26 protein-coding genes are annotated in these 24,415 nt (G+C 65.9%); 17 read left to right on the forward strand and 9 right to left on the reverse strand.

The window, feature by feature from the left end:
* Positions 1-2: 2 nt before the first annotated feature.
* Positions 3-1,268 (forward strand): ATP-binding protein, encoded by a 1,266-nt coding sequence (locus XH79_RS16200; RefSeq protein ID WP_271582264.1) that lies wholly within the window; start codon positions 3-5, stop codon positions 1,266-1,268.
* On the opposite strand, the gene XH79_RS16205 is transcribed toward XH79_RS16200, so the two are convergent.
* Positions 1,195-2,088, reverse strand: a complete 894-nt coding sequence (locus XH79_RS16205) for a YihY/virulence factor BrkB family protein (protein ID WP_212341090.1) — start codon at positions 2,086-2,088, stop codon at positions 1,195-1,197. The two genes, XH79_RS16200 and XH79_RS16205, sit on opposite strands and share 74 nt — an antisense overlap.
* A 231-nt stretch (positions 2,089-2,319) precedes the next feature.
* Here XH79_RS16205 and XH79_RS16210 point away from each other — a divergent pair, with 231 nt between their 5' ends.
* The 6 genes from XH79_RS16210 to XH79_RS16235 all read left to right on the forward strand — a co-directional run bounded on the left by XH79_RS16210 (position 2,320) and on the right by XH79_RS16235 (position 6,395).
* Positions 2,320-2,514, forward strand: a complete 195-nt coding sequence (locus XH79_RS16210) for a twin transmembrane helix small protein (protein ID WP_183246976.1) — start codon at positions 2,320-2,322, stop codon at positions 2,512-2,514.
* 2 nt (positions 2,515-2,516) lie between these two features.
* Positions 2,517-3,089: a cob(I)yrinic acid a,c-diamide adenosyltransferase gene (locus XH79_RS16215; RefSeq protein ID WP_271582265.1), complete on the forward strand. Its 573-nt coding sequence runs from the start codon at positions 2,517-2,519 to the stop codon at positions 3,087-3,089.
* 126 nt (positions 3,090-3,215) lie between these two features.
* On the forward strand, positions 3,216-3,965 hold the full coding sequence (locus XH79_RS16220) for an electron transfer flavoprotein subunit beta/FixA family protein (RefSeq protein WP_212341089.1): 750 nt from the start codon (positions 3,216-3,218) through the stop codon (positions 3,963-3,965).
* Entirely contained in the window at positions 3,965-4,909 is a 945-nt protein-coding gene (locus XH79_RS16225; RefSeq protein ID WP_271582266.1) for an electron transfer flavoprotein subunit alpha/FixB family protein, read from the forward strand. The genes XH79_RS16220 and XH79_RS16225 overlap by 1 nt, the downstream gene beginning before the upstream one ends.
* 208 nt (positions 4,910-5,117) lie before the next feature.
* The gene (locus XH79_RS16230) at positions 5,118-5,999 is read left to right on the forward strand and encodes a 3-hydroxybutyryl-CoA dehydrogenase (protein WP_212341085.1); all 882 of its coding nucleotides are present in this window, start codon (positions 5,118-5,120) and stop codon (positions 5,997-5,999) included.
* A 201-nt stretch (positions 6,000-6,200) separates the two neighbouring features.
* On the forward strand, positions 6,201-6,395 hold the full coding sequence (locus XH79_RS16235; protein ID WP_271582267.1) for a hypothetical protein: 195 nt from the start codon (positions 6,201-6,203) through the stop codon (positions 6,393-6,395).
* On the opposite strand, the gene tlpA is transcribed toward XH79_RS16235, so the two are convergent.
* Positions 6,392-7,057 carry a thiol:disulfide interchange protein TlpA gene (tlpA, locus tag XH79_RS16240; RefSeq protein ID WP_212341083.1) on the reverse strand — a complete coding sequence of 222 codons (666 nt, stop codon included), beginning with the start codon at positions 7,055-7,057 and terminating at the stop codon, positions 6,392-6,394. The genes XH79_RS16235 and tlpA overlap by 4 nt on opposite strands.
* A gap of 105 nt (positions 7,058-7,162) precedes the next feature.
* Here tlpA and argH point away from each other — a divergent pair, with 105 nt between their 5' ends.
* From argH to lysA, 3 genes are all read left to right on the forward strand, one after another.
* Positions 7,163-8,554 carry an argininosuccinate lyase gene (gene argH / locus XH79_RS16245; RefSeq protein ID WP_271582268.1) on the forward strand — a complete coding sequence of 464 codons (1,392 nt, stop codon included), beginning with the start codon at positions 7,163-7,165 and terminating at the stop codon, positions 8,552-8,554.
* Between the two features lie 99 nt (positions 8,555-8,653).
* Positions 8,654-8,944 (forward strand): LPS translocon maturation chaperone LptM, encoded by a 291-nt coding sequence (gene lptM / locus XH79_RS16250; protein WP_212341078.1) that lies wholly within the window; start codon positions 8,654-8,656, stop codon positions 8,942-8,944.
* Positions 8,945-8,967: 23 nt separating this feature from the next.
* Complete coding sequence (gene lysA / locus XH79_RS16255; RefSeq protein ID WP_271582269.1) at positions 8,968-10,233, forward strand: diaminopimelate decarboxylase; 1,266 nt, start codon at positions 8,968-8,970, stop codon at positions 10,231-10,233.
* Between the two features lie 177 nt (positions 10,234-10,410).
* On the opposite strand, the gene XH79_RS16260 is transcribed toward lysA, so the two are convergent.
* Together XH79_RS16260 and XH79_RS16265 are read right to left on the reverse strand one after the other, a co-directional pair.
* Positions 10,411-11,316 carry an NAD(P)-dependent oxidoreductase gene (locus tag XH79_RS16260; protein ID WP_271582270.1) on the reverse strand — a complete coding sequence of 302 codons (906 nt, stop codon included), beginning with the start codon at positions 11,314-11,316 and terminating at the stop codon, positions 10,411-10,413.
* Between the two features lie 212 nt (positions 11,317-11,528).
* A complete protein-coding gene (locus XH79_RS16265; protein WP_008567285.1) occupies positions 11,529-11,912 on the reverse strand; it encodes a carboxymuconolactone decarboxylase family protein in 384 nt (127 codons plus the stop codon).
* Between the two features lie 168 nt (positions 11,913-12,080).
* On the opposite strand from XH79_RS16265, the gene XH79_RS16270 reads away from it, so the two are divergent.
* On the forward strand, positions 12,081-14,012 hold the full coding sequence (locus XH79_RS16270) for a TIGR02302 family protein (RefSeq protein ID WP_271582271.1): 1,932 nt from the start codon (positions 12,081-12,083) through the stop codon (positions 14,010-14,012).
* The gene (locus tag XH79_RS16275) at positions 14,000-15,166 is read left to right on the forward strand and encodes a DUF4175 family protein (RefSeq protein ID WP_271582272.1); all 1,167 of its coding nucleotides are present in this window, start codon (positions 14,000-14,002) and stop codon (positions 15,164-15,166) included. Before XH79_RS16270 ends, XH79_RS16275 begins: the two co-directional genes overlap by 13 nt.
* Positions 15,167-15,384: 218 nt before the next feature.
* Here XH79_RS16275 and XH79_RS16280 read toward each other — a convergent pair whose 3' ends face one another.
* The gene (locus XH79_RS16280) at positions 15,385-15,759 is read right to left on the reverse strand and encodes a response regulator (protein ID WP_271582273.1); all 375 of its coding nucleotides are present in this window, start codon (positions 15,757-15,759) and stop codon (positions 15,385-15,387) included.
* A 47-nt stretch (positions 15,760-15,806) separates the two neighbouring features.
* The gene (locus XH79_RS16285) at positions 15,807-16,685 is read right to left on the reverse strand and encodes an MJ0042-type zinc finger domain-containing protein (protein WP_271582274.1); all 879 of its coding nucleotides are present in this window, start codon (positions 16,683-16,685) and stop codon (positions 15,807-15,809) included.
* A 170-nt stretch (positions 16,686-16,855) separates the two neighbouring features.
* Between XH79_RS16285 and ftsE the strand changes: the two genes are divergently transcribed.
* The 4 genes from ftsE to XH79_RS16305 all read left to right on the forward strand — a co-directional run bounded on the left by ftsE (position 16,856) and on the right by XH79_RS16305 (position 20,262).
* Entirely contained in the window at positions 16,856-17,515 is a 660-nt protein-coding gene (ftsE, locus tag XH79_RS16290) for a cell division ATP-binding protein FtsE (RefSeq protein WP_018646542.1), read from the forward strand.
* Entirely contained in the window at positions 17,508-18,476 is a 969-nt protein-coding gene (locus tag XH79_RS16295) for a cell division protein FtsX (RefSeq protein WP_211411780.1), read from the forward strand. The genes ftsE and XH79_RS16295 overlap by 8 nt, the downstream gene beginning before the upstream one ends.
* Positions 18,477-18,748: 272 nt before the next feature.
* Positions 18,749-19,453 (forward strand): YdcF family protein, encoded by a 705-nt coding sequence (locus XH79_RS16300; RefSeq protein ID WP_212341070.1) that lies wholly within the window; start codon positions 18,749-18,751, stop codon positions 19,451-19,453.
* Positions 19,454-19,488: 35 nt separating this feature from the next.
* On the forward strand, positions 19,489-20,262 hold the full coding sequence (locus XH79_RS16305; protein WP_212341068.1) for a lysophospholipid acyltransferase family protein: 774 nt from the start codon (positions 19,489-19,491) through the stop codon (positions 20,260-20,262).
* 97 nt (positions 20,263-20,359) lie between these two features.
* On the opposite strand, the gene XH79_RS16310 is transcribed toward XH79_RS16305, so the two are convergent.
* On the reverse strand, positions 20,360-20,968 hold the full coding sequence (locus XH79_RS16310) for a gamma-glutamylcyclotransferase (protein WP_271582275.1): 609 nt from the start codon (positions 20,966-20,968) through the stop codon (positions 20,360-20,362).
* A 110-nt stretch (positions 20,969-21,078) separates the two neighbouring features.
* On the opposite strand from XH79_RS16310, the gene XH79_RS16315 reads away from it, so the two are divergent.
* A complete protein-coding gene (locus XH79_RS16315; RefSeq protein WP_271582276.1) occupies positions 21,079-22,263 on the forward strand; it encodes a DUF2125 domain-containing protein in 1,185 nt (394 codons plus the stop codon).
* Between the two features lie 118 nt (positions 22,264-22,381).
* Here XH79_RS16315 and XH79_RS16320 read toward each other — a convergent pair whose 3' ends face one another.
* Both XH79_RS16320 and XH79_RS16325 read right to left on the reverse strand, forming a co-directional pair.
* Positions 22,382-23,320 carry a prephenate/arogenate dehydrogenase family protein gene (locus tag XH79_RS16320; RefSeq protein WP_271582277.1) on the reverse strand — a complete coding sequence of 313 codons (939 nt, stop codon included), beginning with the start codon at positions 23,318-23,320 and terminating at the stop codon, positions 22,382-22,384.
* Entirely contained in the window at positions 23,317-24,414 is a 1,098-nt protein-coding gene (locus XH79_RS16325; RefSeq protein WP_271582278.1) for a pyridoxal phosphate-dependent aminotransferase, read from the reverse strand. Before XH79_RS16325 ends, XH79_RS16320 begins: the two co-directional genes overlap by 4 nt.
* Between the last annotated feature and the right edge of the window lies 1 nt (position 24,415).

The following is a 24,415-nucleotide window of genomic DNA, read 5'->3' on the forward strand; positions in this document are numbered from 1 at the left end:
TTATGGCGGCGAAAACGCGCGCAGTGCGCACTACGCGGACGTCCAGGCGACCGCCTCGGAAACGGTCCGGGGCGGCCGGGCGGTCGCGCAGGCGCGTCCCCAAGGCTGCCGCGCCAGATGTGGTCCAGGCGGCGCTCGCCGCCTTCGCCCACGAGGTCCGCACCCCCCTGACCGGCATTCTCGCGATCAGCGATCTGCTCGCGACCTCCGATCTCGGGGAGCGGGAGAGGCGCTGGGCCGACACCATCAAGGCGGGCGCCGAGCATCTGGCGAGCCTTGCCACGCTGTTCGTGGACGCTGCCCGAACGGGCAAGGGCGCCGGGAAGGGCGGCAGCACGCTGCGGCAGGATTTGTTCGACTTGCGGGCGCTCGCGCGCAGCACCGGCGATTCGCTCGCCGGGCGCGCCGCGGCCAAGGGGCTCCAGGCCCAGGTCGAGATCTCCGACAAGCTGCCGGGGCTGGTGGTCGGTGATCCCGTCCGCCTGCGCGCCGCGCTCGAGAACCTGATCGACAATGCCGTCAAGTTCACCGAGCAGGGCGGCGTGGCGCTCGCGGTGACGCCCTGGCGTCCTACCAAGACGAGCAAGGGCAAAAGCAAGGTCGGGGTCGCCTTCGCGGTGTCCGACAGCGGCATCGGCCTCACCATGGCCGAGATCAAGCGGCTGTTTCGCCCCTTCAGCCAGGCCAATGTCACCATCGCCTCGCGTTTCGGCGGCGCCGGCCTAGGGCTGTCCTCGGTGAAGCAACTGGCGCGCGCGATGGGGGGCGACATCTCGGTCGCGCCGCGCAATGGCGGCGGCGCCACCTTCACGCTGACGGTGTCGCTGGATGCGGCAGGGCCGGCCAGGTCGGGTAAATCGAAAGGCGAAGCCGAGATGGACACGGTCGCGGCGCTGCGCGTGCTCAGCGTCGAGGACAACCCGTTCGGCCGCGTCGTGCTCAACACCATCCTCACCGAGCTTGGCCATCATGCCGAGTTCATCGGGCGCGGCGAGGATGCCGTGAACCGGCTGGAGCAGGGCGCCTTCGATGCGGTGCTGATGGACATGGTGCTGCCGGGGATCGACGGCGTCGAGGCGATCAGGCGGATCCGCACCATGCCGGCGCCGCTGGCTCAAATCCCCATCATCGGGGTCTCCGGGCGCGGCGAGGACGAGGCGGCCTCGCGTGAAGCCGGCGCCGACGCCTTCCTGGTCAAGCCTGTGTCTCCGCGGGCTTTAGCGACTGCGCTGCTTGAAGCGACACGCCGTGAGGAAGCTGCGATTTGATGATCGCGGCGTTGAGCTCGCCGCCGTAAACGAAGATCGCGGCGATGAAATACAGGAACACCAGCGCGATGATCACCGAGGCGAGGCCTGCATACATCGTCACGTAATTGTTGGCGAAGCGCGCCAGATATTGTCCGAACACGATGCCTGAGATCAGCGACGCCACGATGGTGAAGACGATGCCGGGCATGATCTGGAAGAAGCTCCTCCGGCCCGCCGGCAGCCAGGCATGCAGGATCACCAGCGCCACCACCAGCGCGCCGATGGTGATGCCGTAGCGCAGCCAGGTGAGGATGCTTTCGTTGGATTCGACGAACAGCGGGATATGGCGCCGCGCCGCCTCGATGAAGAGCGGACCGAGCACGATCAGGAACGCCATGGCGAGCGCGGTGAAGGCCGCGACCAGCGTGTAGCCGATCGATTCCAGCCGCAGCCAGTACCAGCGCCGCATCTCCACCACTGCATAGGCACGGTTGAGCGCGACGCGGAGCGCCTCGACGCCGTTCGAGGCGAAGTAGACCGACAGCGCCGCGCCGATCGTCAGCACGCCGGTGCGGGTGGTGGTCAGCACGTCGTGGATTTCGCCCGAGATCGAATCGGCGACCTGCTTGGGCCAGACCTCGAGCATCAGGCTGGCGGCCTGATCGGCGAGTTCCTTGGAGCCGAAGAAGCCGGCGAGCGAGGTCAGCACGATCAGGAACGGGAACAGCGCCATCAGCGTCGACAGCGCGATATGGCTCGCGATCGCCCAGCCGTCGTCGGCCAGGAACGTGTAGAACGCGTCCTCCAGCACGCAGTAGATGTAGCGGATCGCTTTCACGGCTTGCTCCAGAGCAATGTTGCTCTCGCTCCGCTTGCGGCCCGAATTCGCCTCGCCCCGTTTGCGGGCTGCGAGCGCATTCCGGCCTTTCCGCGCAGGCGGGGAGAGGCGAAGAGAACGGGCCGCTCGCGCAAATCTGAAATCATCCAGCTAGCTTCTGATATTATTGGCTTAAAAGCCAGATCGGGAACGCCATGGCGGACCGCCGCACACGGTGTTATCTACCCTCAGATGGCATCTATCCTGAGTACTTTCATCCTGCCGATCGCGGTCGGCGCCGTGGCGTTGGTGCTGCTGCTCGGCCTCGTCAACATGATGCGCGGCGGCTCGCCAGATACCTCGCAGAAGCTGATGCGCTGGCGGGTGCTGCTTCAGTTCGTGGCGATCGTCATCGCCATGGCGGCAGTCTGGGCGATGGGACGCTGAACATGGTGGTATTGAATCGCATCTATACCAAGACCGGTGACGACGGCACGACGGCGCTGGGCTCGGGCGAGCGCCGTCCGAAATACGATCTGCGCATCGAGGCCTATGGCACGGTCGACGAGACCAATGCCGCAATCGGCGTTGTCAGGCTCCATACCCATGACATGCCCGAGTTCGACGCGATGCTCGGCCGTATCCAGAATGACCTGTTCGACCTCGGCGCCGATCTCGCGGTGCCCGAACGTGAAGGCAAGGCCGAGCGGCTGCGGGTGGTCGCGAGCCAGGTGGAGCGGCTCGAGCGCGACATCGACGCGCTCAACGACAAGCTCGCGCCGCTGACCTCCTTCGTGCTCCCCGGCGGCACGCCGGCTGCGGCCTACCTCCATGTCGCCCGCACGATATGCCGCAGGGCGGAACGCGTGATCGTGGAACTGACGGCCCGGCCGGGCGAGCCGGTCAGCGCGGCTGGCATCCAGTATATGAACCGCCTGTCGGACTTCCTGTTCGTGGCGAGCCGTGCCGCTAACCATAACGGAGCCGGAGACGTGCTCTGGGTTCCGGGCCAGAACCGCTGACCCATTTGGACGGCGCATTTCTAAGGTCTAAAAATTGGCCTCTTCGCGCGTTGACCGGGCCGGATCAGGCCTTTAGGTTCCGCGCCAGTTGATAACCCCCCTCCCAAATTGAGTGAAAGAGGATCGATGAAGGTCTTAGTGCCGGTAAAGCGGGTGGTCGATTACAACGTCAAGGTCCGCGTCAAGGGCGATGGATCGGGCGTTGAACTCGCCAACGTCAAGATGTCGATGAACCCGTTCGACGAAATCGCGGTCGAGGAAGCGCTGCGCCTGAAGGAAGCCGGCAAGGCGACCGAGGTCGTGGTGGTCTCCATTGGACCTGCGCAGGCGTCGGAGACGATCCGCACCGGTCTTGCCATGGGCGCCGATCGCGGCATCCTGGTGAAGGCCGAAGGCAATGTCGAGCCGCTCGCCGTCGCCAAGATCCTGAAGAAGGTCGCGGAAGAAGAGCAGCCCGGCCTCATCATTCTCGGCAAGCAGGCGATCGACGACGACTCGAACCAGACGGGCCAGATGCTGGCCGCGCTGCTCGGCTGGTCGCAGGCGACCTTCGCCTCCAAGCTCGAGGTCGAAGGCTCTGACTTCAAGGTCACGCGCGAAGTCGACGGCGGCCTGCAGACCGTCAAGCTGAAGGGACCGGCGATCGTCACCACCGACCTCCGTCTCAACGAGCCGCGTTACGCCTCGCTGCCGAACATCATGAAGGCGAAGAAGAAGCCGATCGCGGAGAAGACCGTCGCCGATTACGGCGTCGACGTCGCCGCGCGCCTCGAGGTTCTCAAGACCACTGAACCGGCGGGCCGCAAGGCGGGCGTCAAGGTCAAGGACGTCGCCGAGCTGGTGTCGAAACTCAAGAACGAAGCCGGGGTGCTCTGATGACGACGCTTCTGATTGCCGAACACGACAATGCGTCGCTCAAGGATGCGACCAACAAGACCCTGACCGCGGCTGCCGCGCTCGGTGCGGACGTCGAGGTGCTGGTGGCCGGCCAGAACGCCAAGGCTGCGGCGGATGCCGCTGCCAAGCTTGCCGGCGTGAAGAAGGTGCTGCTCGCCGACGGCGACCTCTACGCGCACGATCTCGCCGAGCCGCTGGCCGCGCTGATCGTCTCGCTGGCTTCCGGCTATGATGCGATCGTCGCGCCCGCGACCTCGCGCTTCAAGAACGTGATGCCGCGCGTCGCCGCGCTGCTCGACGTCATGCAGGTCTCGGAGATCATCAAGGTGGTCGCCCCCGATACCTATGAGCGTCCGATCTATGCCGGCAACGCCATCCAGACGGTGAAGTCGAAGGACGCCAAGAAGGTCATCACGGTCCGTACCTCCACCTTCGCCGCGGCAGGCGAAGGCGGCAGCGCGCCGGTCGAGACCGTGGCGGCGGCGGCCGATCCCGGCCTGTCGTCCTTCGTCGGTGAGGAGGTCGCCAAGAGCGACCGTCCCGAGCTGACCTCGGCGAAGATCATCGTCTCCGGCGGCCGCGCCATGCAGAGCCGCGAGAACTTTGCCAAGTACATCGAGCCGCTGGCTGACAAGCTGGGTGCCGGCGTCGGTGCCTCGCGTGCGGCGGTGGACGCCGGCTACGCCCCGAACGACTGGCAGGTCGGCCAGACCGGCAAGGTCGTGGCCCCCGAGCTCTATGTCGCCGTGGGCATTTCCGGCGCGATCCAGCATCTGGCCGGCATGAAGGACTCCAAGGTGATCGTCGCGATCAACAAGGACGAGGACGCGCCGATCTTCCAGGTTGCCGATTATGGCCTGGTCGCCGACCTCTACCAGGCGGTTCCGGAGCTGACGGCCGAACTCGGCAAGCTCGGCAAGTAAAACGCGTTCAAAACACCGGCCGGAGGTATAAACTCCGGCCGGTGTTTCATTTTTGAGGCGTTTTCTTTGGCGTGGGGCACGCCTTCGAAGCGATCCAATCTAGGTTTCGAGCCAAGGTTCTGATTAAATCAGGCTTCTGGTCAATCAGACCTCCCGGCTCAGGGGATAGGCAGGGCGCGCTATGCGCGCCGTTCCGGTGGATGACATTATGGCGGCAGTGATCAAGAAGGTCGGCGTGATCGGCGCGGGTCAGATGGGCAATGGCATCGCGCATGTTGCAGCGCTCGCCGGCTTCGACGTGGTGCTCAACGACGTTTCGGCCGACCGCCTCAAGTCGGGCATGGCCACCATCAACGGCAATCTGGCCCGCCAGGTCTCCAAGAAGGTTGTCACCGAGGAGGCCAAGACCAAGGCGCTGTCGCGCATCGTGGCCGCCGAGAAGCTCGACGACCTCGCCGACTGCGATCTCGTGATCGAGACCGCCGTCGAGAAGGAAGAGGTCAAGCGCAAGATCTTCCACGAGCTCTGCGCTATCTTGAAGCCCGAGGCGATCGTCGCCTCCGACACATCCTCGATCTCGATCACGCGCCTTGCCGCCGCCACCGACCGGCCCGAGCGCTTCATCGGCATCCACTTCATGAATCCGGTGCCGCTGATGGAGCTGGTCGAGCTGATCCGCGGCATCGCCACGGATGATGCGACCTTCGAGGCGGCCAAGGAATTCGTCGCCAGGCTCGGCAAGCAGGTCGCGGTCTCCGAGGATTTCCCGGCTTTCATCGTCAACCGCATCCTGCTGCCGATGATCAACGAGGCGATCTACACGCTGTACGAAGGCGTCGGCAACGTCGAGGCGATCGACGCGGCGATGAAGCTTGGCGCCCATCATCCGATGGGTCCGCTGGAGCTTGCCGACTTCATCGGTCTCGATACCTGCCTGTCGATCATGCAGGTGCTGCACGAGGGCCTCGCCGACTCCAAGTATCGCCCGTGCCCGCTGCTGGTGAAATACGTCGAGGCCGGCTGGCTCGGTCGCAAGACCCAGCGCGGCTTCTACGACTACCGCGGCGCCAAGCCGGTTCCGACCCGCTGATCCATTTCCCGGTGCCGTAGGGTGGGCAAAGCGAAGCGTGCCCACGCATTTTTTGCTGCAATGGTGAGATGGTGGGCACGGCGCAAGTGCGCCTTTGCCCACCCTACGGCGCCATTGGTCTCGGCTAGCATCCACTCTGTGACAATTCATGTCCCATTAACCGCTCGCCTCTAGGTTACAGCCGGTACGAGGGTTCGCGTAATGGATATGATGGCGATGGTCAGCACCATGCTGGCCGCTCAGCAAGGCGCGCTGCAGTCGAATATTGCGGCGACGCTGACCAATCAGAACTTGGACATGGAGAAATCCACAGTCCTGACGCTGCTCGGCGCCGGCCAGCCCTCGCTCGCCAATGTCGGCCCCGGCGTCGGCGGCAATCTCAACGTCACGGCTTAAAGCGAGGCGGCCGCTTTACCCGTCGCCGCCCGCAGCAGCTTGAGCGCGTCCTCGCTCGCCCACTCCGCCGGCCCCGCGATCGTCGCGATCTCGCAGCCTTGCGGGTCGACCAGCACCGAGGTGGGCATGCCCAGCGCCCGGCCTATGGCCTTAAGATCCTGAAAAACCTTGGCTTTCTGATCAGTGAAGTAACCGAGCCGGGTCAGATTGGCCTCTTTCAGGAAGGTCCTGGGCTTTTCGGGGTCGCGGGTGTCGATGTTGATCGCCACCACCTCGAAATTCGGGCCCGCCAGCTTGCCCTGGAGCTCGTCCAGCGCCGGCATCTCCTTCCGGCAGGGCACGCACCAGGTCGCCCAGAGGTTCACCAGCAGCGTCTTGCCGCGGAAATCGGACAGCTTCTTCGGCTTGCCGTCGGCGTCCTCGAAGGCCAGGTCAGGCAGCTTCAACGGCGCGGTCGCCATGGTCAGCGCCGCCACCTCGCCATGGGCGAGCGGAGCGATTTTTTGCGCCGTCGCCACCGCCGGCTTGCAGGTCGGATCGCCCGAAGGCGCCCGGCTCAGGCCCAGCCCGTACAGCGCGGCGAAGCCGGCCAGCCCGCCGATCGCCACCGTGGCGATGACGAGGGGGATCCGGCGCGTGGCGGAGGGCTTCTTGTCGAGCATATCGTTTGTCATCCGGTCGCAGATATGGCTATCAGGGGCCTCTTAATACGGCTGGCTGCGGCCAGCAAACGTGGCTAGCGACAGGCAAGGCGTGAGCAGGGGATCATGAGCAACAAGATGTGGGGCGGCCGGTTCTCGGAGCGTCCCGATGAGATCATGGAAGAGATCAACGTCTCCATCGACGTCGATCGTCACCTCTTTGCCCAGGACATTGCCGCGTCCAAGGCCCACGCCGCGATGCTCGCCGCGAAGGGCATCATCACGGCCTCTGATGCGAAAAATATCGGCAAGGGTCTAGACACGATTTTGTCAGAGATCGGCAAGGGCGGCTTCGAATTCAAGCGCGCGCTCGAGGACATCCATATGAATGTCGAGAGCCGCCTGTCGGAGCTGATCGGCCCCGCCGCCGGCCGCCTGCACACCGCGCGCTCGCGCAACGACCAGGTCGCGACCGACTTCCGTCTCTATGTCCGCGACGTTCTCGACGAGACCGATGCGGCGCTCGCCGCCTTCCAGCAGGCACTGGTCGAGCGTGCGCTGGAGCATGCCGGCACCGTGATGCCCGGCTTCACGCATCTGCAGACCGCGCAGCCCGTGACCTTCGGCCATCATCTGCTCGCCTATGTCGAGATGGCTGCGCGCGACCGCGGCCGCTTCCAGGACGCGCGCAAGCGGCTCAACGAGTCGCCGCTCGGCGCCGCCGCGCTCGCCGGCACCTCATTCCCGATCGACCGCCACGCCACTGCGAAGGCGCTTGGCTTCGACCGCCCGATGGCGAACTCGCTCGATGCGGTCTCCGACCGCGACTTCGTGCTGGAGACGTTGTCGGCGGCCTCGATCTGTGCCGTGCACATGTCGCGCTTTGCCGAGGAGATCGTGATCTGGACCTCGCCGCTGGTCGGCATGATCCGCCTCAGCGACAAGTTCACCACGGGCTCGTCGATCATGCCGCAGAAGCGCAACCCGGATGCCGCCGAGCTCGTGCGTGCCAAGACCGGCCGCGTCATCGGTGCGCTCAACGGCCTCCTGATCGTCATGAAGGGCCTGCCGCTCGCCTATCAAAAGGACATGCAGGAGGACAAGCAGGGCGCCATGGAGGGCTTTGCCGCGCTGTCGCTGGCGATCCGCGCCATGACCGGCATGGTCCGCGACCTCGTCCCCGACGAAGCCAAGATGAAGGCGGCCGCCGGCGAGGGCTATGCCACGGCGACCGATCTGGCCGACTGGCTGGTGCGGACGCTGAAGATGCCGTTCCGCGAGGCCCATCACGTCACCGGGCGGATCGTGGCCAAGGCCGCCGAGGGCGGCGTGGCGCTGCACGAACTGCCGCTGAAGGAGATGCAGGCGATCGAGCCGAAGATCACCAAGGACGTGCTCGGCGTGCTCTCGGTCGAATCGTCGGTGAGGAGCCGGACCAGCTTCGGCGGCACCGCGCCGAAGAACGTGGCGTCGCAGGCAAAGAGCTGGGCGAAGCGGCTGGAAAAAGAGCGGAAATAGGGCTGAGGGCAAAATTTCGCTTATGTTTCATGGTCATCCGGCTCTCGCCAGAGCGCGCCAATCTCTGTATGGTGCGGCCCGCGTAGTGGGGATTTCGTCGTGACGTCAAAGTTTCGCCCGGCCGGCTCGGGGTGGGCCATCATTGTCTTGAGCCTGACGGCGCTCGCGCTTGCCGGCTGCGGCCGCAAAGGGCCGCTCGACCTGCCGCCGACCGCCTCCAGCGCGTCCACGGCCAACGTCGCCGCGCCCACCGACACCGAGACCGAAGCCCAGAAGACGCCGAGCGTGTTCAACCCCACCTATGGTGCGGACGCTGCGCCGGCGGCTCCCAAGGGCAAGAAGAAATCGTTTATTCTCGACCCGCTCCTGGACGACAAGCCCGGCCGGTAGGCTGGAGTAACTGAGCCAACGCCATGAACCATTTCGAGTATCGCAACGGCGTGCTGCACGCCGAGGCGGTGAACCTGTCCGAGCTGGCCGCAACGGTCGGCACGCCGTTCTATTGCTATTCGACCGCGACGCTGGAGCGGCATTACCGCGTCTTCACCGAGGCTTTTGCCGGCGAGAAGGTGCTGGTCTGCTACGCCATGAAGGCCAACTCCAACCAGTCGGTGCTGCGCACGCTGGCGAAGCTCGGGGCAGGCGCCGACGTGGTCTCGGGCGGCGAGCTGAAGCGCGCGCTGGCCGCCGGCATTCCCGCCAGCAAGATCGTCTTTTCCGGCGTTGGCAAGACGGAAGACGAGCTGCGGGCGGCACTCGCCGCCGACATCCTCTGTCTCAACGTCGAATCCGAGCCGGAACTCGAGCTGCTGTCGCGCCTTGCGACCGAGACGAGCAAGACCGCGCGGATCTCGTTGCGCGTCAATCCCGACGTCGATGCCGGCACGCATGCAAAAATCTCCACCGGCAAGTCCGAGAACAAGTTCGGCATCCCGATCGTGCATGCCCGCGAGGTCTATGCCCGCGCTGCGAAGCTGCCTGGTATCGAAGTGACCGGCACCGACGTGCATATCGGCAGCCAGATCACCGATCTCTCCAGTATGGAGACCGCGTTCCGCATCCTCTCCGAATTCGTGCAGACGCTGCGTAGCGACGGCCACGACATCAGCCACGTCGATTTCGGCGGCGGCCTCGGCATTCCCTATTACATGGACCGCGAGGCGCCGCCGGCGCCCGCCGCCTATGCCGCCATGGTCAAGCGCGTCAGCCACAATCTCGGCTGCACGCTGATGTTCGAGCCGGGCCGCATGATCGTCGGCAATGCCGGCATCCTCGTCGCCAAGGTGATCTATGTGAAGCACGGCGACGGCAAGAACTTCGTCATCATCGACGCCGCGATGAACGATCTGATCCGCCCGACGCTGTATGAAGCCCATCACGACATCCTGCCGGTGACGCAGCCGGCGAAGGATGCCGCCACGATTACGGCCGACGTCGTCGGCCCGGTCTGCGAGACCGGCGATTATCTCGCGCTCGACCGCACGCTGCCGACGCCGAAGGCGGGCGATCTCCTCGCCATCATGACCGCCGGCGCCTATGGCGCCGTGCAGGCCGGCACCTACAACACGCGCCCGCTGGTGCCCGAGGTGCTGGTGAAGGGCGATCAGTACGCCGTCGTGCGCCCGCGCATCGAGGTCGAGCAGCTGATCGCGATGGACAAGCCCGCGCCGTGGCTGTGAGGCGGTGAGGGGCGGTAAGGCGGTTTAACAACTTCGGTGTCGTCCCGGCGAAGGCCGGGACCCATAACCCCAGGGATTGGTTGCGGCTTAAGCTGGTAACTCCGAGCCTTCGTAATCACGTCTGCCTGTGGTTATGGGTCCCGGCCTTCGCCGGGACGACGAGGAGAGTTTGGGGCACTACTTCCCCGCCAATCCGCCTTTCCCGCCAACCACCACCCCCGCCTTCTTCTCGATCGGCTTGATCGCCGCGGTGAAATCCGACTCCGCGCCTTCCGCGCTGATCACGGTCTCCCATAGCCGCCCGACTGCGTCGGCGACCTCCATCGACAGGCCGAGCTGCTTCATCTCCTCCAGCGCCAGCCGCACGTCCTTCACCATCAATCCCGTGGCGAAGCCGAAATCGAAGGTGCGCGGCAGGACCGAGCGCGGAAACTTGTCGCGGCTTGCGGTGTTCATGCCGGAGCCGGCATTGATGACGTCGATCATCACGGCGGGATCGAGCCCGGCCTTCACGCCCATCACGACGGCTTCCGAGGTCGCCACGATGGCGGTGGCCGACAGGAAATTGTTGGCGAGCTTCATGGTCTGCGCCGCCCCCGGCTTCTCGCCGATGAAGAACACTTTTCCGATCACGTCGAGCGCCGGCTTGAGCAGCTCGAACTCCGCCTTCGGCCCCGACACCATCACTGCCAGCGTGCCCTTTTCGGCGCCGCCGACACCGCCCGAGACGGGGCAGTCGATCTGCACGATGTTGCGCTTGGCCAGGAGGCCGTGAATCTTCGATGCCATCGCCGAGCCGACGGTGGAGAGATCGATGAAGCGCTTTGCACGCTTGCCCTCGATGACGCCGTTCGCGCCCGTGGCAACCTCGAGCGAAGCCTGCAGCGAGGGCAGGCTCGCCATCACGGTCTCGACCTGGTCGGCGACGTCCTTCGGCGACGACGCAGCGGTGGCGCCGCGCGCCACCAGCTTCCCGACGACCTCCTTGCGCGTGTCGAACACGACGAGCCTGTGTCCCGCCTCGATCAGCCGCCGCGCCATCGGGAAACCCATGTTTCCGAGCCCGATGAATCCGATGTCCATGGTGTTTCCCTTTTTCGTTTTCGTTGTTTGTCGGTCTGCGCGCGTCCATCCCCGGTGTCGTCCTGGCGAAAGCCAGGACCCATTACCCCAGGGAGGAGTCGTCAAGGGCGGTCGTAACCACCAGCCTTCGCATCACATCCGACGGTGGTTATGGGTCCTGGCTTTCGCCAGGACGACGGTGGTGAGGGACGGCGCCCCTCACCACAGAACCCTCACGCCTTGCCGTCGATCTCCGCGAACACCTCGCGCGCGATGCGAAAACTGTCGACGGCGGCGGGCATGCCGCCGTAGATGGCGACCTGCATCAGGATCTCGCGGATCTCGTCGCGGGTGACGCCGTTGGTGAGCGCGCCCTTCAGATGCGCGCGAAACTCGTGCTGGCGGTTGAGGATCGCGATCATCGCGATGTTGAGCATGCTGCGGGTCTTGCGCGGCAGCTCCTCGCGGCCCCACACCGTGCCCCAGCAATATTCGTTGAGCATCTCCTGGAACGGACGGTTGAAATCGTCGACGTTCTTCAGGGCGTTGTTGACATAGGCTTCTCCGAGTACCGCTTTGCGGACCTCGAGGCCCTTGTCGTGCATCTTCTTGTCCATGGCGTTTCCTTCGTTGTCCTCAGGTGGCGGCGCGGAAATTACGGGGTTGCGGCGGGCCAGTCACGTCCTCGTGTTATGCGGGAAAAGGGGTGTCTCCCGTACCAGAACGGATGCCTCAGTGCTGCCGTTGTGGTACGCTTCACTCTACCGGGCAACTTGGAGAGCTGATTGAACGGCGTCACCCCCGACCCGTCAGACCCTATCCGCGACGGCGACGCTCTGTCGCGGCTGAAGCTGGCGCAGGCCCTCGACAGGGCCATCTATGCCATCGCGTGGGAGCGTGCCTGGCCAAATCTCGCGCGGCTGCTGACTGTCATCGGCCTGTTCCTGGTGGTGTCCTGGGCCGGTCTCTGGCTGGCGCTGCCGTTCCTGGCCCGTGCCGTCGGTCTCGTCATCTTCGCCGGCATTGCGATCGCCGCGCTGTTCCCCCTGCTTCGGTTCCGCTGGCCGAGCCGCGAGGAAGCGCTGGGCCGGCTCGACCGCGGCTCCGGCATCCGTCACCGCCCGGCCACCACACTCACGGACACGCTGACCTCGCAGGACCCGATCGCGAAGGCGCTGTGGCAGGCGCAGCGCGAGCGCACGCTGGCCTCGCTGAAGCGCATCCGTGCCGGTCTGCCGCGACCGCGGCTCGCGCTCCATGATCCCTGGGCGCTGCGGGCGCTGGTCATGGTGATGCTGGTTGCGACCTTCTTCGCTGCCGGCGACGAGCGCGCGATGCGCGTCGGGGCCGCCTTCGACTGGAATGGCGTGCTGGCGCCGACGAACGTTCGCGTCGATGCCTGGGTCACGCCGCCGCTCTACACCGGCAAGCCGCCCGTCATCCTGTCGGCCGCCAACAAGGAAGCCGCCGCGCTGCCGGCGAGCGGTCCGCTCGCCGTTCCCGCCGGCTCGACCCTGATCGTGCGCTCCTCCGGCGGCAACCTCGATGTCGTCATCTCCGGCGGCCTGAAGGAGGTCGCCCCCACTGAAGCCACGCCCAAGGGCACCAACGAGAAGCATTTTGCCATCACCGCCGACGGCACCGCGCATGTCCGTGCGCCTTCCGGCCAGCCGCAATGGGCCTTTGCAGCGACGCCTGACCGCGCGCCGACGATCTCGCTCGCCAAGGATCCCGAGCGCCAGGCGCGCGGCGGACTCCAGCTCTCCTACAAGATCGAGGACGATTACGGCGTCACCGGCGCCGAGGCGCAAATCGGTTTGCGCGCTGCCGATGGCAAGGATGGCAGCAAGGACGACACCAAGGCCGCCGCGCGGCCGCTGTTCCCGCCGCCGCAATTCCCGCTGGTGCTGCCGAACGCGCGCACCCGCAACGGCGTCGGCCAGACCGTGAAGGACCTCAGCGAGGATCCCTATGCCGGTGCCGACGTCACGCTGACGCTCTCCGCCAAGGACGAGGCCGGCAACGAGGCGAAAAGCGAGCCGTTCAACATGCGCCTGCCCGAGCGCCTGTTCACCAACTCGCTCGCGCGCGCGTTGATCGAGCAGCGCCGCATCCTCGCGCTCGACGCCAACAGGAATTCCGACGTCTACGCCGCGCTCGATGCGCTGATGATCGCGCCCGAATTGTTCACCCCGGATGCCGGCTGCTATCTCGGCCTCCGGAGTCTCGCTGCCCAGCTCGAGGCGGCCCGCACCGACGATGCATTGCGCGACGTGGTGGCGAGCATGTGGGCGTTCGCGGTCACCATCGAGGACGACGGTGTCGCCGGCAGCGTCAACGCCGCGCTGCGCTCGGCGCAGGACGCGCTGAAGCGGGCGCTGGAACGCGGCGCCAGCGAGGAAGAGCTCAAGGTGCTGACGCAGAAGCTTCGCGAGGCGATGGCCGGCAAGGTGCGCGATCTCGCTCGCCGCGCCGAGCAGAATCCGCTCGGGCCCCGTCAGCCGTTCCCGGCCGAGGTCCAGCTCATTCTCGACAAGGCCGTCGAGTTGAAACAGAAGACCCAGAAGGCGACGCCAGATCAGCTCGAAGAACTGTCGAAGCAGCAGGACGCGTTGCGGGAGCAGCTTCAGGCCTATCGGAAGTCGGCAAGCAACCGGGCGAAGGCGGGCAACGACGGGGCCAACCAGTTTACGCGGGACCGGAAATGCGGAAGCTAGCACGCGCGCCAGTCTGCAGGGCGATCTCGATCGCCTGCCTCGCCTTCCTGTTGGGCGGCGTCTCGCCGGCCGCTGCCCAGCTGGATCAGGATCCCGATGCGCTGCTCGACAGCGCCGAAAAGGCGATGCAGGATTCCGGCGACAGCCTCAGGCAGAAGGAATCCGGCAAGAGCCTGAGCAACCAATCCGACGCCATCCAGAAGCTCGAGGAGTACAAGCGGGCGACGGAACGGAGCCAATCCTCCAGCCGTGATCGCAACGTCATCACGCAGCGCGATCTCGACGAGCTGCTGAAGCAGATCGAGAAGGCAGCGCGCGAGGGCAATAAAGAAGCCGCGCAGCGCATGCTCGAGCAGCTCGCGCAGATCATGGAAAATCTCCAGATGGCGCAGCCGGGGCAGTCCGGTGACAGCGACATGGAGCAGGCGCTGAACGAGCTCAGCGACATGATCCGCAAGCAGCAGCAATTGCGCGACAAGACGTTCAAGCAGGGCCAGGATTCCCGGCGCGACCGCTCCCGCGGCAAGCAGGGCGACCAGTCGATGTCGGACCTCCAGCAGGACCAGCAGGCGCTGCGCGATCGTCTGAAGAAGCTGCAGGACGAGCTCGCCAAGCGCGGCCTCACGCAGAAGGGTCAAAAGGGCCAGAAGCAGCAGGGTCAGAAGGGTCAGCAGGGTCAGCAGGGTCAGCAGGGCGAGCAGGGACAGTCCGGCCAGGATGGCGATCAGGACGGCGACCAGGGCGATGACGATGGCAGCCTGGATGCCGCCGACGGCGCCATGGGCGATGCCGGCTCGAAGCTCGGCGAGGGCAACGCGGATGGTGCCGTGGACTCGCAGGGCAAGGCGCTCGATGCCCTGCGCAAGGGCGCGCAGAAGATGGCCGAGGCGATGCAGCAGGGCGATGGCGACGGGCAGGGTGATGGTCCCGGCAACCGGGCCGGCCGCCAGCAGAGCGGCGGCAATCAGACCGACCCGCTCGGCCGGCCCCTTCACGGCCGTGAGTTCAGCGACGATTACACCGTCAAGATCCCCGGCGAGATCGACGCCCAGCGCGTCCGCCGCATCCTCGAAGAGCTCCGCCGCCGCTTAGGCGATCCCTCGCGCCCGCAGATCGAGCTCGACTACATCGAGCGGCTGCTGAAGGATTTTTGAGGCGATAGCCTCGATGCCTCCCCGATGTCGTCCTGGCGAAAGCCAGGACCCATTACCCCGGGGAGGCATTTGGCGAAGGCTGGTTGCCCGGTACGACGTCCATTTCCGACAGATAAATCACGCGGTATGGGTCCTGGCCTTCGCCAGGACGACACCGAATGTGTCGCGGCGACGTCGCGTCATAGAGGCATAGCCGACGTGACTGCGGCGATCGCCGACTACCCCTTCTTCGCCGCCAGCGCGTCGGCCACTGCGGTGCGGATGTCCGCCACCGAGAACGGTTTGGTCACGACGTCATGCACCAGCGCATTCAAATTCGAGGCGCGCTCGCGCTGGTCGGCAAAGCCGGTCATCAGCAAAATGGTGAGCTCGGGGAAGTCGCGCGCGGCGGACAGCGCCAGCGCGATGCCGTCCATCACAGGCATCTGGATGTCGGTGAGCAGGAGATCGAACGCGCCGCCCTCGCGGGTCAGGATCTCCAGCGCCTCGGCGCCGTCCTGTGCGGTCACGGTCTCGTGGCCGTCCATGGCGATGGCGCGCGCCACCAGCGTGCGCATCGAATCCTCGTCGTCGGCGATCAGGATTTTGGACATGAGACCAACCTTGGGACCAACCTTGGGACCAACCTCCCGTGCGACGACTATACGCTGCCGCCGGCGATGTCGCGCCGGTTGAAGAAGCGAACGTCGATATTGCGGCCTTCCGGCGGCGGCGAGGCCAGGCGGGAGCGGAAGAAGGCGCGCTCGCCGGGCTGCAGCACGGTCTGTTCCAGCACAGTATTCCAGGCGTAGATCTCCGCGCCCTGCGCGTCGCGCACGGCAAATCGCAGCCGCGGGATGTCGAGCGGCTTCTTGCCCTGGCCGACGATCACGCCCTCGATCACCAGCACCTGCTTACCTTCGACGGTCTCGCTGGAGAGCTTGACGTCCTTGAAGGCCAGTCCGCGCAAATTCACCTCGAGCCCGACCATCCTGTAGAACGCCGCCGTCTGCGGCAGCAGGCGCACCACGTCGCCGCGCCACATGATCAGGGCCAGCACCAGCGCGGCCATGGCGGCACAGGCGGTCGGCAGGCCGAAATAGGATTTTCGCGGAGCAACAGCGGGGACTGGACGCTTGACCCGCGCGCCGGGGCGGCTGAACAGGCTGCGGAACCAGGATTGGTGCTGTGCGCCGACGGCTTCTTCCTCGGCAGCCCGTGCCGCCGCTGACCACTCGTCCTCGATCTCCCGGGCGTTGTCGGCCGGCCAGTCGCCGGCGATCGAGGGGCTCTCGACCACCGGGGTGTCGGCGGCGTTATCGTCCTTGGCATAGGAGTTCCACTGCTCGGCCAGGTCGGACTGGTCGTCGGCCTGGCTGGCCGCGGCCATCGCCGGCACGGACGCCTCCTCGATGGCATCCTCGGCATAGGCGACCCAGGTCTCCTTGCAGCGGGAGCAGCGGACCGTCCGTCCGTTCGTCCCCAGGCTCGCGGGCTTGATCGCGTAGGATGTCGTACAATGGGGGCAGACGATATGCATGGACGAGCCTTGATGCATGGACTGGTCTTGATGACCCGGAGAGCCGGTTGCCCTGGATGCTACAAGGCGACCGTTAACGAACCGGAAACCATAACGGTCGCAAAAACCGTTGATCGCGCATGGCAGCGCGCCGCGTCGCTTCCATCGTCCCCTCTCGAACGGAGCTGAGCTTGGTTCGGTTCGAAAATGTCGGATTGCGTTACGGTCTGGGGCCGGAGATCCTGCGCGACCTCAGCTTCCAGATCCCCGCGCATTCCTTCCAATTCCTCACCGGCCCGTCCGGCGCCGGCAAGACTTCGCTGCTGCGCCTGCTGTTCCTGTCGCACCGGCCGACGCGCGGCCTCGTCAATCTGTTCGGCCACGATATCTCGCAGCTCGGCAAAGACGAGATCGCGGATTTGCGCAAGCGCATCGGCATCGTTCTGCAGGATTTCCGCCTGCTCGACCACATGACGACCTACGAGAACGTCGCGCTGCCGTTCCGCGTCATGGGGCGCAGCGAGTCGAGCTATCGCAAGGAGGTCATCGACCTCCTGCGCTGGGTCGGCCTCGGCGATCGCATGGATGCGTTGCCGCCGATCCTGTCGGGCGGCGAGAAGCAGCGCGCCGCGATCGCGCGCGCGGTGATCTCGCGGCCGCAGCTGCTGCTCGCGGACGAGCCGACCGGCAGCGTCGATCCGACGCTCGGCCGCCGTCTGCTGCGGCTTTTCATCGAGCTCAACAAATCCGGCACCGCCGTCATCATCGCGACCCACGACATCGGCCTGATGGACCAGTACGAGGCGCGGCGGCTGGTGCTGCACCAGGGACGGTTGCACGTCTATGAGTAGGACCGACGAGCGCGGCGTGCTGGTCGACCTCGGACAGGAGCGTCCGCAGCTTCCGGCCAAGGCGCGCAACATGTCGCCGATCGTGCCGCGCGCCTCGATCCAGGGCCGCGCGCTGGTCGCCGTCGTCGCCATCATGACGTTCCTGGCGTCGATGACCACGGGCACGGTGCTGCTGGTCAGCGCCTCCGCCGCGGAATGGCAGTCGGAGGTCGCAAGCGAGATCACCATCCAGGTCCGTCCGCAAGCGGGGCGCGATCTCGACCGCGACGCAGCGGCCGTGACCGAGGCGATGCGCGCGCAGGCTGGCATCGTCGAGGTCAAGCCGTTCAGCAAGGACGAGAGCGGCAAGCTGCTCGAGCCGTGGCTCGGCACCGGCCTGTCGATGGACGACCTGCCGGTGCCGCGCATGATCATCGCGCGGGTGCAGCCCGGCACGCCGCTCGATCTCGGCGCCTTGCGTGCCCGCGTGACGCAGGTGGCGCCAAGCGCCAGCGTCGACGATCACCGCGCCTGGATCGAGCGCATGCGCTCGATGACCAACGCCACCGTGCTCGCCGGCCTCGGCATTCTCGCGCTCGTCATCATCGCGACCATCATCTCGGTGTCGTTCGCGACCCGCGGCGCCATGGCGGCAAACCGCCCGATCGTCGAGGTCTTGCATTTCGTCGGCGCCGGCGACCGCTACATCGCCAACCGCTTCCTGCGGCATTTCCTCAGGCTCGGCCTCGAAGGCGGCGTGATCGGCGGCGGCGCCGCCATGCTGGTGTTCGGCTTCTCCGAGTCGATCGCCGGCTGGTTCTCGGGGACCCCGGTCGGCGACCAGTTCGCGGCCTTGCTGGGCACCTTCTCGCTGCGGCCGTCCGGCTATGTCGTGCTCGCGGTGCAGGCGGTCCTGATCGGCGCCATCACCGCGGTCGCCTCGCGCCAGACGCTGTTCGCGACGCTGAATGATATCGATTGAAGTTTCTTCGCCTCTCCCCGCTTGCGCGGAGAGGCCGGAATCCGCGCTGCAAGCGCGGATTCCGGGTGAGGAGGACTCTCCGCGACGCCGACTGCCTCCGTCCCCGCGGAGACTCCCCCTCACCCCAACCCTCTCCCCGCAAGCGGGGCGAGGGAGCACAGCACCGCCGCGGATCGAGTTGTGGTTCGTCGCTTTGATAAGCCTGACAAACCGGACTCCACTTCGCCTCAAAACGTCCTAAAATCATTCAGGGAAGGGATCACTGACATCGCATGACCTCGCCGACCGACGATCGATCGCCGAAACTGCCGCGCGGCTGGCTGCGCGCGACAATCGTGTCGACGATTGCGTTCGCTTTCGTCGGCGCGGCGGCGGGCTTCGTCGCGTTCCTGTCGCAGATGCGCGGCGCCGAGATTGCGCCCGACCGCAAGGCCGACGGCATCGTCGTCCTGACCGGCGGTTCCTCGCGGGTGTCGGATGCGATGGAGCTGCTGGCCGCAGGCTATGGCAAGCGGTTGCTGATCTCCGGCGTGCATCCGACCTCGACGGCAAACGACATCTCGCGGACCTTGCCGGAGAACCAGTCCTTCATGACCTGCTGCGTCGACCTCGATCGCACCGCGCTGACGACCCGCGGCAACGCCGCGGAGGCGCGGCGCTGGGCCGAGGGGCGGCACTTCAAGTCGCTGATCGTGGTCACCTCGAACTATCACATGCCGCGCGCGCTGGTGGAATTCTCGCATGCGATGCCGGAGACCACGCTGATCCCGTTCGTGGTGGTCGGCGATAAATGGCGCGAGGAGCCGTGGTGGACCTCGGCGTCCACCCTGCGGCTGCTGTTGTCCGAATATGTCAAGTACATCGCGGCCGAGCTCAGGGTGCGGCTGGAGGATTTCGGGATTGACCTTTCGCCCGAGATGTCGGAGCAGCCTGCAGGCCAGCAACCGAAGCGGCCCGCCACCGCCCAGGCCAATTGACTGGCAAACTGATCGGCAAACTAATCGGATCGTCGATGTTTCTGATTTTCCTGCGTTCGCTCGTGTTCAACGTGCTGTTCTATGCCGTGCTGGTGTGCCTCGCGATCGTGGCGCTGCCGACCTTCGCGTTGCCGCCGCGTGCCATGCTGACGGTCGCGCAATGGTGGGCGAAGGCGACGCTGGTCCTGATGCGCGTGATCTGCAACATCAAGGTGGAATTCCGGGGTGTCGAGAACATCCCGCAGGGGCCGCTGGTGATCGCAGCGAAGCACCAGTCGTTCTGGGAGACCTTCGTGCTGCCGGGCTTCTTCAACCGCCCGATCTTCATCCTCAAGCGCCAGCTCATGCAGATTCCGGTGTTCGGCCAGTTCCTGGTCAAGACTGGGATGATCGCGATCGACCGCAATGCCGGCGTGAAGGCGCTGCTGGACATGACGCGGCGGGCGCGCGAGGCGGTGCGCAGCGGAAAGCAGCTCGTGATCTTTCCGGAAGGCACGCGCCGCGCGCCGGGCGCTCCGCCCGACTACAAGACCGGCTTCGCTCAGATCTATTCGTCCTGCGGCGTGCCGTGCCTGCCGATCGCGCTCAATTCCGGCCTGTTCTGGCCGCGCCGTACCTTCATGCGCTATCCGGGCACGCTCGTCGTCGAGTTCCTCGCTCCGCTGCCATCAGGCCTGCCGAAGGATGAGTTTCTTTCCCGCGTGCAGACGGTGATCGAAGACGCGACCGTTCGCCTCGTCGAAGCCGGCCGCAAAGAGCAGGAGCAATTGATCGGCAGCGCGCCGAGCTACGCTCCCTCGGAGAGCTAAAGCATGATCCGGAAAAGTGCGAAGCGGTTTTCCGGAAAGATCATGCGCAAACAACAACCTAAAGCGCGATGACGATTCATCCAAATCTCATCGCGCTTTAGCGGCTCTCTCGATCTTCGGGAGCAGGCGCGTGCAGGGGATGCGCATCACCATGCAGCATCGTCGCGAGCTGATGCAATTGCGTGTCGCGAAAACCTTCGGCCTCGATGGCTTTCACCGTTGCCGTCACATAGTCGCGGTTGGCGCCGGACTGGCCATGGCCCTGGACGACGTGGCGGTGCTGGTCGGCAAGCGACAGGCGTCCGGCATATTGCACATGGCCGCGGTCGACGACATAGGCGAGCGCCGAGACGCGCTGGCGCGCATCGTTCTCCAGCCATACCGAGCGCATCACCTCGCGATAGACCGACGTCACCTGCTCGCGTTCGCGCAAATAGGCGACCACGTCGGCACGGTGCTTTTCGGCGACGCGGAAGGCGATGCCGCGGCAGGCGCCGCCACGGTCGAGCCCGAGCACCAGGCCCGGCTTCTCGGGCGTGCCGCGATGCACGAAGGAATAGACGCAGAGCGCGCGATGCTCGCCGACCAGCCGGGCCGGGACGCGCTCCTCGAATTCGAAGCCCGGCCGCCACATCAGCGAGCCGTAGCCGAACACCCAGAGGTCGCCCTTGGCATTCGTGACGGAGGGGAGGGTGATTTCGGACATTTCGGGCACGGCTACCAGAATGAAGGCTCCAAGCGAAGCGGATTCTCAGTCTTTCGTCGGGGGCCAGCCCCGCTTACATTTGCCTGAATCTGGGGCCAAAGGGTCGCCGCATGTCCGATATGACCGTTGCCACAGGCCGCCGCTCCCGTTGGGGCCTTTTCATCGCACCCGTTCTCCTGCTGATCCTCGCCGTCGCGTGGACCTGCTTCTGGTTCTATGCCGCGTCGCAGGCCGAGACCGCCGCAGATGCCTGGCGCGCGCAGGAGGCCAAGTCCGGCCGCATCTATGATTGCGCCAAGCGCTCGATCGCGGGCTTCCCGTTCCGCTTCGAGGTCCAATGTTCCGGCGCCAGCGTCGCCCTGGTCTCGCAGAATGCTAGCAAGACGCCGTTCACGGCCAGGCTCGACAACATCCTGGTCGTCGCCCAGGTCTATGATCCCAAGCTCGTGATCGCAGAGTTCTCGGCACCGGCGACACTGGTCGACGGGGTCACGCAGAACACCTTCGTGGTCAACTGGAGCAAGGGCCGCAGCAGCGTGTTCGGCCTGCCCGCCGTGCCGGAGCGCGCCTCCCTCGTGTTCGACGATCCCAGCATCAACCGCGTTGATGGCCCGGTGCAGGTGCCGCTCGCGCGCGCAAAACAGGTCGAACTGCATGGCCGCCTCGCGGACGGTTCGCCGGCGGATCATCCCGTGATCGAGACCGTGCTCCACGTCGCGCAAGGCAGTATCCAGGGCGTTCATCCCTTGCTCGCCGAGCCGTTCGAGGCCGACACGCGCGCCAAGATCACCGGCCTTTCCGACCTCACGCCAAAGCCCTGGCCGCAGCGCTTCCGCGAGATCCAGGCCGCGGGCGGCCATATCGAGATCGTGCAGTCGCGGATCCAGCAGGGCGAGATGATAGCGGTCGCGGCCGGCACGCTCGGCCTGTCGGCCAATGGCCGACTCGATGGCGAGCTGCAGATGACGGTGACCGGCCTCGAGCGCGTGATCCCGGCGCTCGGCATCGAGAAGCTGCTGGAAGAGGGCGTGCCGCAGGCAACGCTGGATCGCGTCGCGCCCGGCGTGAAGTCGCAGGACCTCAACAATCTCTTTGGTGCGCTCGACCGCGCTGTTCCCGGCCTCGGCAAGGTCATCAAGCAGAACGCCAACGCCGGCGTTGCGGCCGGCATCAACTCGATCGGCACCGAGAGCACGCTCGAGGGCAAGAAGGCGCGCAGCTTCCCGCTGAAGTTCGTCGACGGCGCGGTGCTGCTCGGACCGGTGAAGGTCGGCCAGATCCCGCCGCTATATTGATTGATGTGTCGTCATTCCGGGGCGATGCGTAGCATCGAACCCGGAATCCATTTCACCCCGTGCGCTGTGGCCCAATGGATTCCGGGCTCGCCCTTCGGGCGCCCCGGAATGACAGGAGCTACGGCTTCTTCTCGAGCTGCCCGTGCTGGCGGCCGAAATCGGCTGCCGCCGAATCCTGGCCGATCTCGACGATGCCGCGGCGGATGGCACGGGTGCGGGTGAAGTGATCGAACAGCGCCTCGCCGTCGCCGCGGCGGATCGCGCGCGTCAGCTTGGCGAGATCCTCGGTGAAGGTGCCGAGCATCTCCAGCACCGCTTCCTTGTTGGCAAGGAATACGTCGCGCCACATCGTCGGATCGGAGGCCGCGATGCGGGTGAAGTCGCGGAAGCCGCCGGCGGAGAACTTGATCACCTCGGACTCCGTCACCTGCGCCAGCTCGTCGGCGGTACCGACGATGGTGTAGGCGATCAGATGCGGCAGATGGCTGGTGATCGCGAGCACCAGATCATGGTGATCCGGCGTCATCACCTCGACCTTGGCGCCCATCGCCGCCCAGAAGGCGCGCAAGTGAGCGACGGCCTCCGTGTCGGTGCCCTCCGGCGGCGTCAGGATGCACCAGCGGTTGATGAAGAGCTCGGCGAAGCCGGAATCGGGGCCCGAATGCTCGGTGCCCGCGACCGGATGCGCCGGCACGAAATGGACCGTCTTCGGCAGGTGCGGTGCCATGTCCCTGACGATGGCGCCCTTCACCGAGCCGACGTCGGAGATGATCGCGCCGGGCTTCAGATGCGGCGCGATCTCCTGCGCCACCGGTCCGTAGGCCCCGACGGGAATGCAGAGGATGACGAGGTCGGCGTCCTTCACCGCTTCCGCATTGGTCGCCACCACCTGGTCGACAATGCCGAGCTCGATCACCCGCGCGCGCGTCTTCTCCGAGCGCGCGGTGGTGACGATCTCGGAAGCCAGGCCCTGGAGCTTCGCAGCGCGCGCGATCGAGCCGCCGATCAGGCCGAAGCCGATCAGGGCGACGCGCTGGAAGTGCGGGTTCACGCTCATTTGCCGGCCACGAAGTCGCGCAAGGCATCGACGACGAGGCGGTTGGCCTCTTCAGTGCCGATGGTCATGCGCAGGGAATGCGGCAGGCCGTAATTCTTCAGCGCGCGCAGCACGAGGCCGCGTTTGGTGAGGAAGGCGTCGGCATCGTCTGAGGTCCTGCCCTTGTCGGTCGGGAAGTGGATCAGCACGAAATTGGCAACGCTCGGCGTCACCTTCAGGCCGAGCCTGGTGATCTCCTCGGTGAGCCAGTTGCGCCAGGTTTCGGTGAACTGCTTCGACATCGCCTGATGCGCGGTGTCCTCGATCGCGGCGACCGCGGCATACATCGCCGGCGTCGACACGTTGAAGGGACCGCGGATACGGTTGACCGCGTCGATGATGTGCTCAGGCCCGAACATCCAGCCGATGCGCAGCGCGGCAAGGCCGTGGATCTTGGAGAAGGTGTGCGTCACCACCGTGTTCTCGGTGGTGGCGACGAGCTCGATCCCCATCTCGTAATCGTTGCGCGAGACGTAGTCGCAATAGGCGGCATCCAGCACCAGCAGCACGTGCGAGGGCAGGCCGGCGCGCAGCCGCTTGACCTCGTCGAACGGGATGTAGGTGCCGGTCGGATTGTTGGGGTTGGCGAGCCAGACCAGCTTCGTCTTCGGCGTCACCGCCTTCAGGATGGCGTCGACGTTGCAGGTGAGGTTGGTTTCCTCCGCGATCACGTTTTTGGCGGCGACCGCCATGGTCGCTATCGGATAGACCAGGAAGCCGTGGGTGGTGGAGATCGCCTCGTCGCCCTGGCCGAGATAGGTGTGGGCGAGCAGGTTGAGGATCTCGTCCGAACCCGCGCCGCAGATGATGCGGTTCGGATCGAGCCCGAACGAACGGCCGATCGCTTCGCGCAGCACGCGCGAGGTGCCCTCCGGATAGTCTTCCAGATGATCCGCCACATTCTTGAAGGCTTCGATCGCCTTGGGCGAGGGCCCGAACGGCGTCTCGTTGGCCGAGAGCTTGAACACCTTGCGGCCCGGCTCCGGCACCGGGGTCTTGCCGGGCGTGTAGGGCGCAATATCGAGAATGCCGGGGTTCGGCACGGGGCGGGACATC

Origin of the sequence: Bradyrhizobium sp. CCBAU 45389 (genome assembly GCF_028128625.1) — a bacterium.
GTDB classification, from domain to species: Bacteria; Pseudomonadota; Alphaproteobacteria; order Rhizobiales; family Xanthobacteraceae; genus Bradyrhizobium; species Bradyrhizobium liaoningense_B.

Bases quoted from the DNA above. Each gene is read 5' to 3' on its own strand.
- XH79_RS16215 (WP_271582265.1), top strand. From the start codon at position 2,517: ATGGTGGTATTGAATCGCATCTATACCAAGACCGGTGACGACGGCACG.
- tlpA (WP_212341083.1), bottom strand. From the start codon at position 7,057: ATGCTCGACAAGAAGCCCTCCGCCACGCGCCGGATCCCCCTCGTCATC.
- XH79_RS16200 (WP_271582264.1), top strand. From the start codon at position 3: ATGGCGGCGAAAACGCGCGCAGTGCGCACTACGCGGACGTCCAGGCGA.
- XH79_RS16230 (WP_212341085.1), top strand. From the start codon at position 5,118: ATGGCGGCAGTGATCAAGAAGGTCGGCGTGATCGGCGCGGGTCAGATG.
- XH79_RS16210 (WP_183246976.1), top strand. From the start codon at position 2,320: ATGGCATCTATCCTGAGTACTTTCATCCTGCCGATCGCGGTCGGCGCC.
- XH79_RS16235 (WP_271582267.1), top strand. From the start codon at position 6,201: ATGGATATGATGGCGATGGTCAGCACCATGCTGGCCGCTCAGCAAGGC.
- XH79_RS16280 (WP_271582273.1), bottom strand. From the start codon at position 15,759: ATGTCCAAAATCCTGATCGCCGACGACGAGGATTCGATGCGCACGCTG.
- XH79_RS16325 (WP_271582278.1), bottom strand. From the start codon at position 24,414: ATGTCCCGCCCCGTGCCGAACCCCGGCATTCTCGATATTGCGCCCTAC.
- argH (WP_271582268.1), top strand. From the start codon at position 7,163: ATGAGCAACAAGATGTGGGGCGGCCGGTTCTCGGAGCGTCCCGATGAG.
- XH79_RS16260 (WP_271582270.1), bottom strand. From the start codon at position 11,316: ATGGACATCGGATTCATCGGGCTCGGAAACATGGGTTTCCCGATGGCG.
- XH79_RS16300 (WP_212341070.1), top strand. From the start codon at position 18,749: ATGACCTCGCCGACCGACGATCGATCGCCGAAACTGCCGCGCGGCTGG.
- XH79_RS16295 (WP_211411780.1), top strand. From the start codon at position 17,508: ATGAGTAGGACCGACGAGCGCGGCGTGCTGGTCGACCTCGGACAGGAG.
- XH79_RS16285 (WP_271582274.1), bottom strand. From the start codon at position 16,685: ATGCATATCGTCTGCCCCCATTGTACGACATCCTACGCGATCAAGCCC.
- XH79_RS16305 (WP_212341068.1), top strand. From the start codon at position 19,489: ATGTTTCTGATTTTCCTGCGTTCGCTCGTGTTCAACGTGCTGTTCTAT.
- XH79_RS16315 (WP_271582276.1), top strand. From the start codon at position 21,079: ATGTCCGATATGACCGTTGCCACAGGCCGCCGCTCCCGTTGGGGCCTT.
- XH79_RS16275 (WP_271582272.1), top strand. From the start codon at position 14,000: ATGCGGAAGCTAGCACGCGCGCCAGTCTGCAGGGCGATCTCGATCGCC.
- XH79_RS16310 (WP_271582275.1), bottom strand. From the start codon at position 20,968: ATGTCCGAAATCACCCTCCCCTCCGTCACGAATGCCAAGGGCGACCTC.
- XH79_RS16220 (WP_212341089.1), top strand. From the start codon at position 3,216: ATGAAGGTCTTAGTGCCGGTAAAGCGGGTGGTCGATTACAACGTCAAG.
- lysA (WP_271582269.1), top strand. From the start codon at position 8,968: ATGAACCATTTCGAGTATCGCAACGGCGTGCTGCACGCCGAGGCGGTG.
- XH79_RS16225 (WP_271582266.1), top strand. From the start codon at position 3,965: ATGACGACGCTTCTGATTGCCGAACACGACAATGCGTCGCTCAAGGAT.
- XH79_RS16320 (WP_271582277.1), bottom strand. From the start codon at position 23,320: ATGAGCGTGAACCCGCACTTCCAGCGCGTCGCCCTGATCGGCTTCGGC.
- XH79_RS16265 (WP_008567285.1), bottom strand. From the start codon at position 11,912: ATGGACAAGAAGATGCACGACAAGGGCCTCGAGGTCCGCAAAGCGGTA.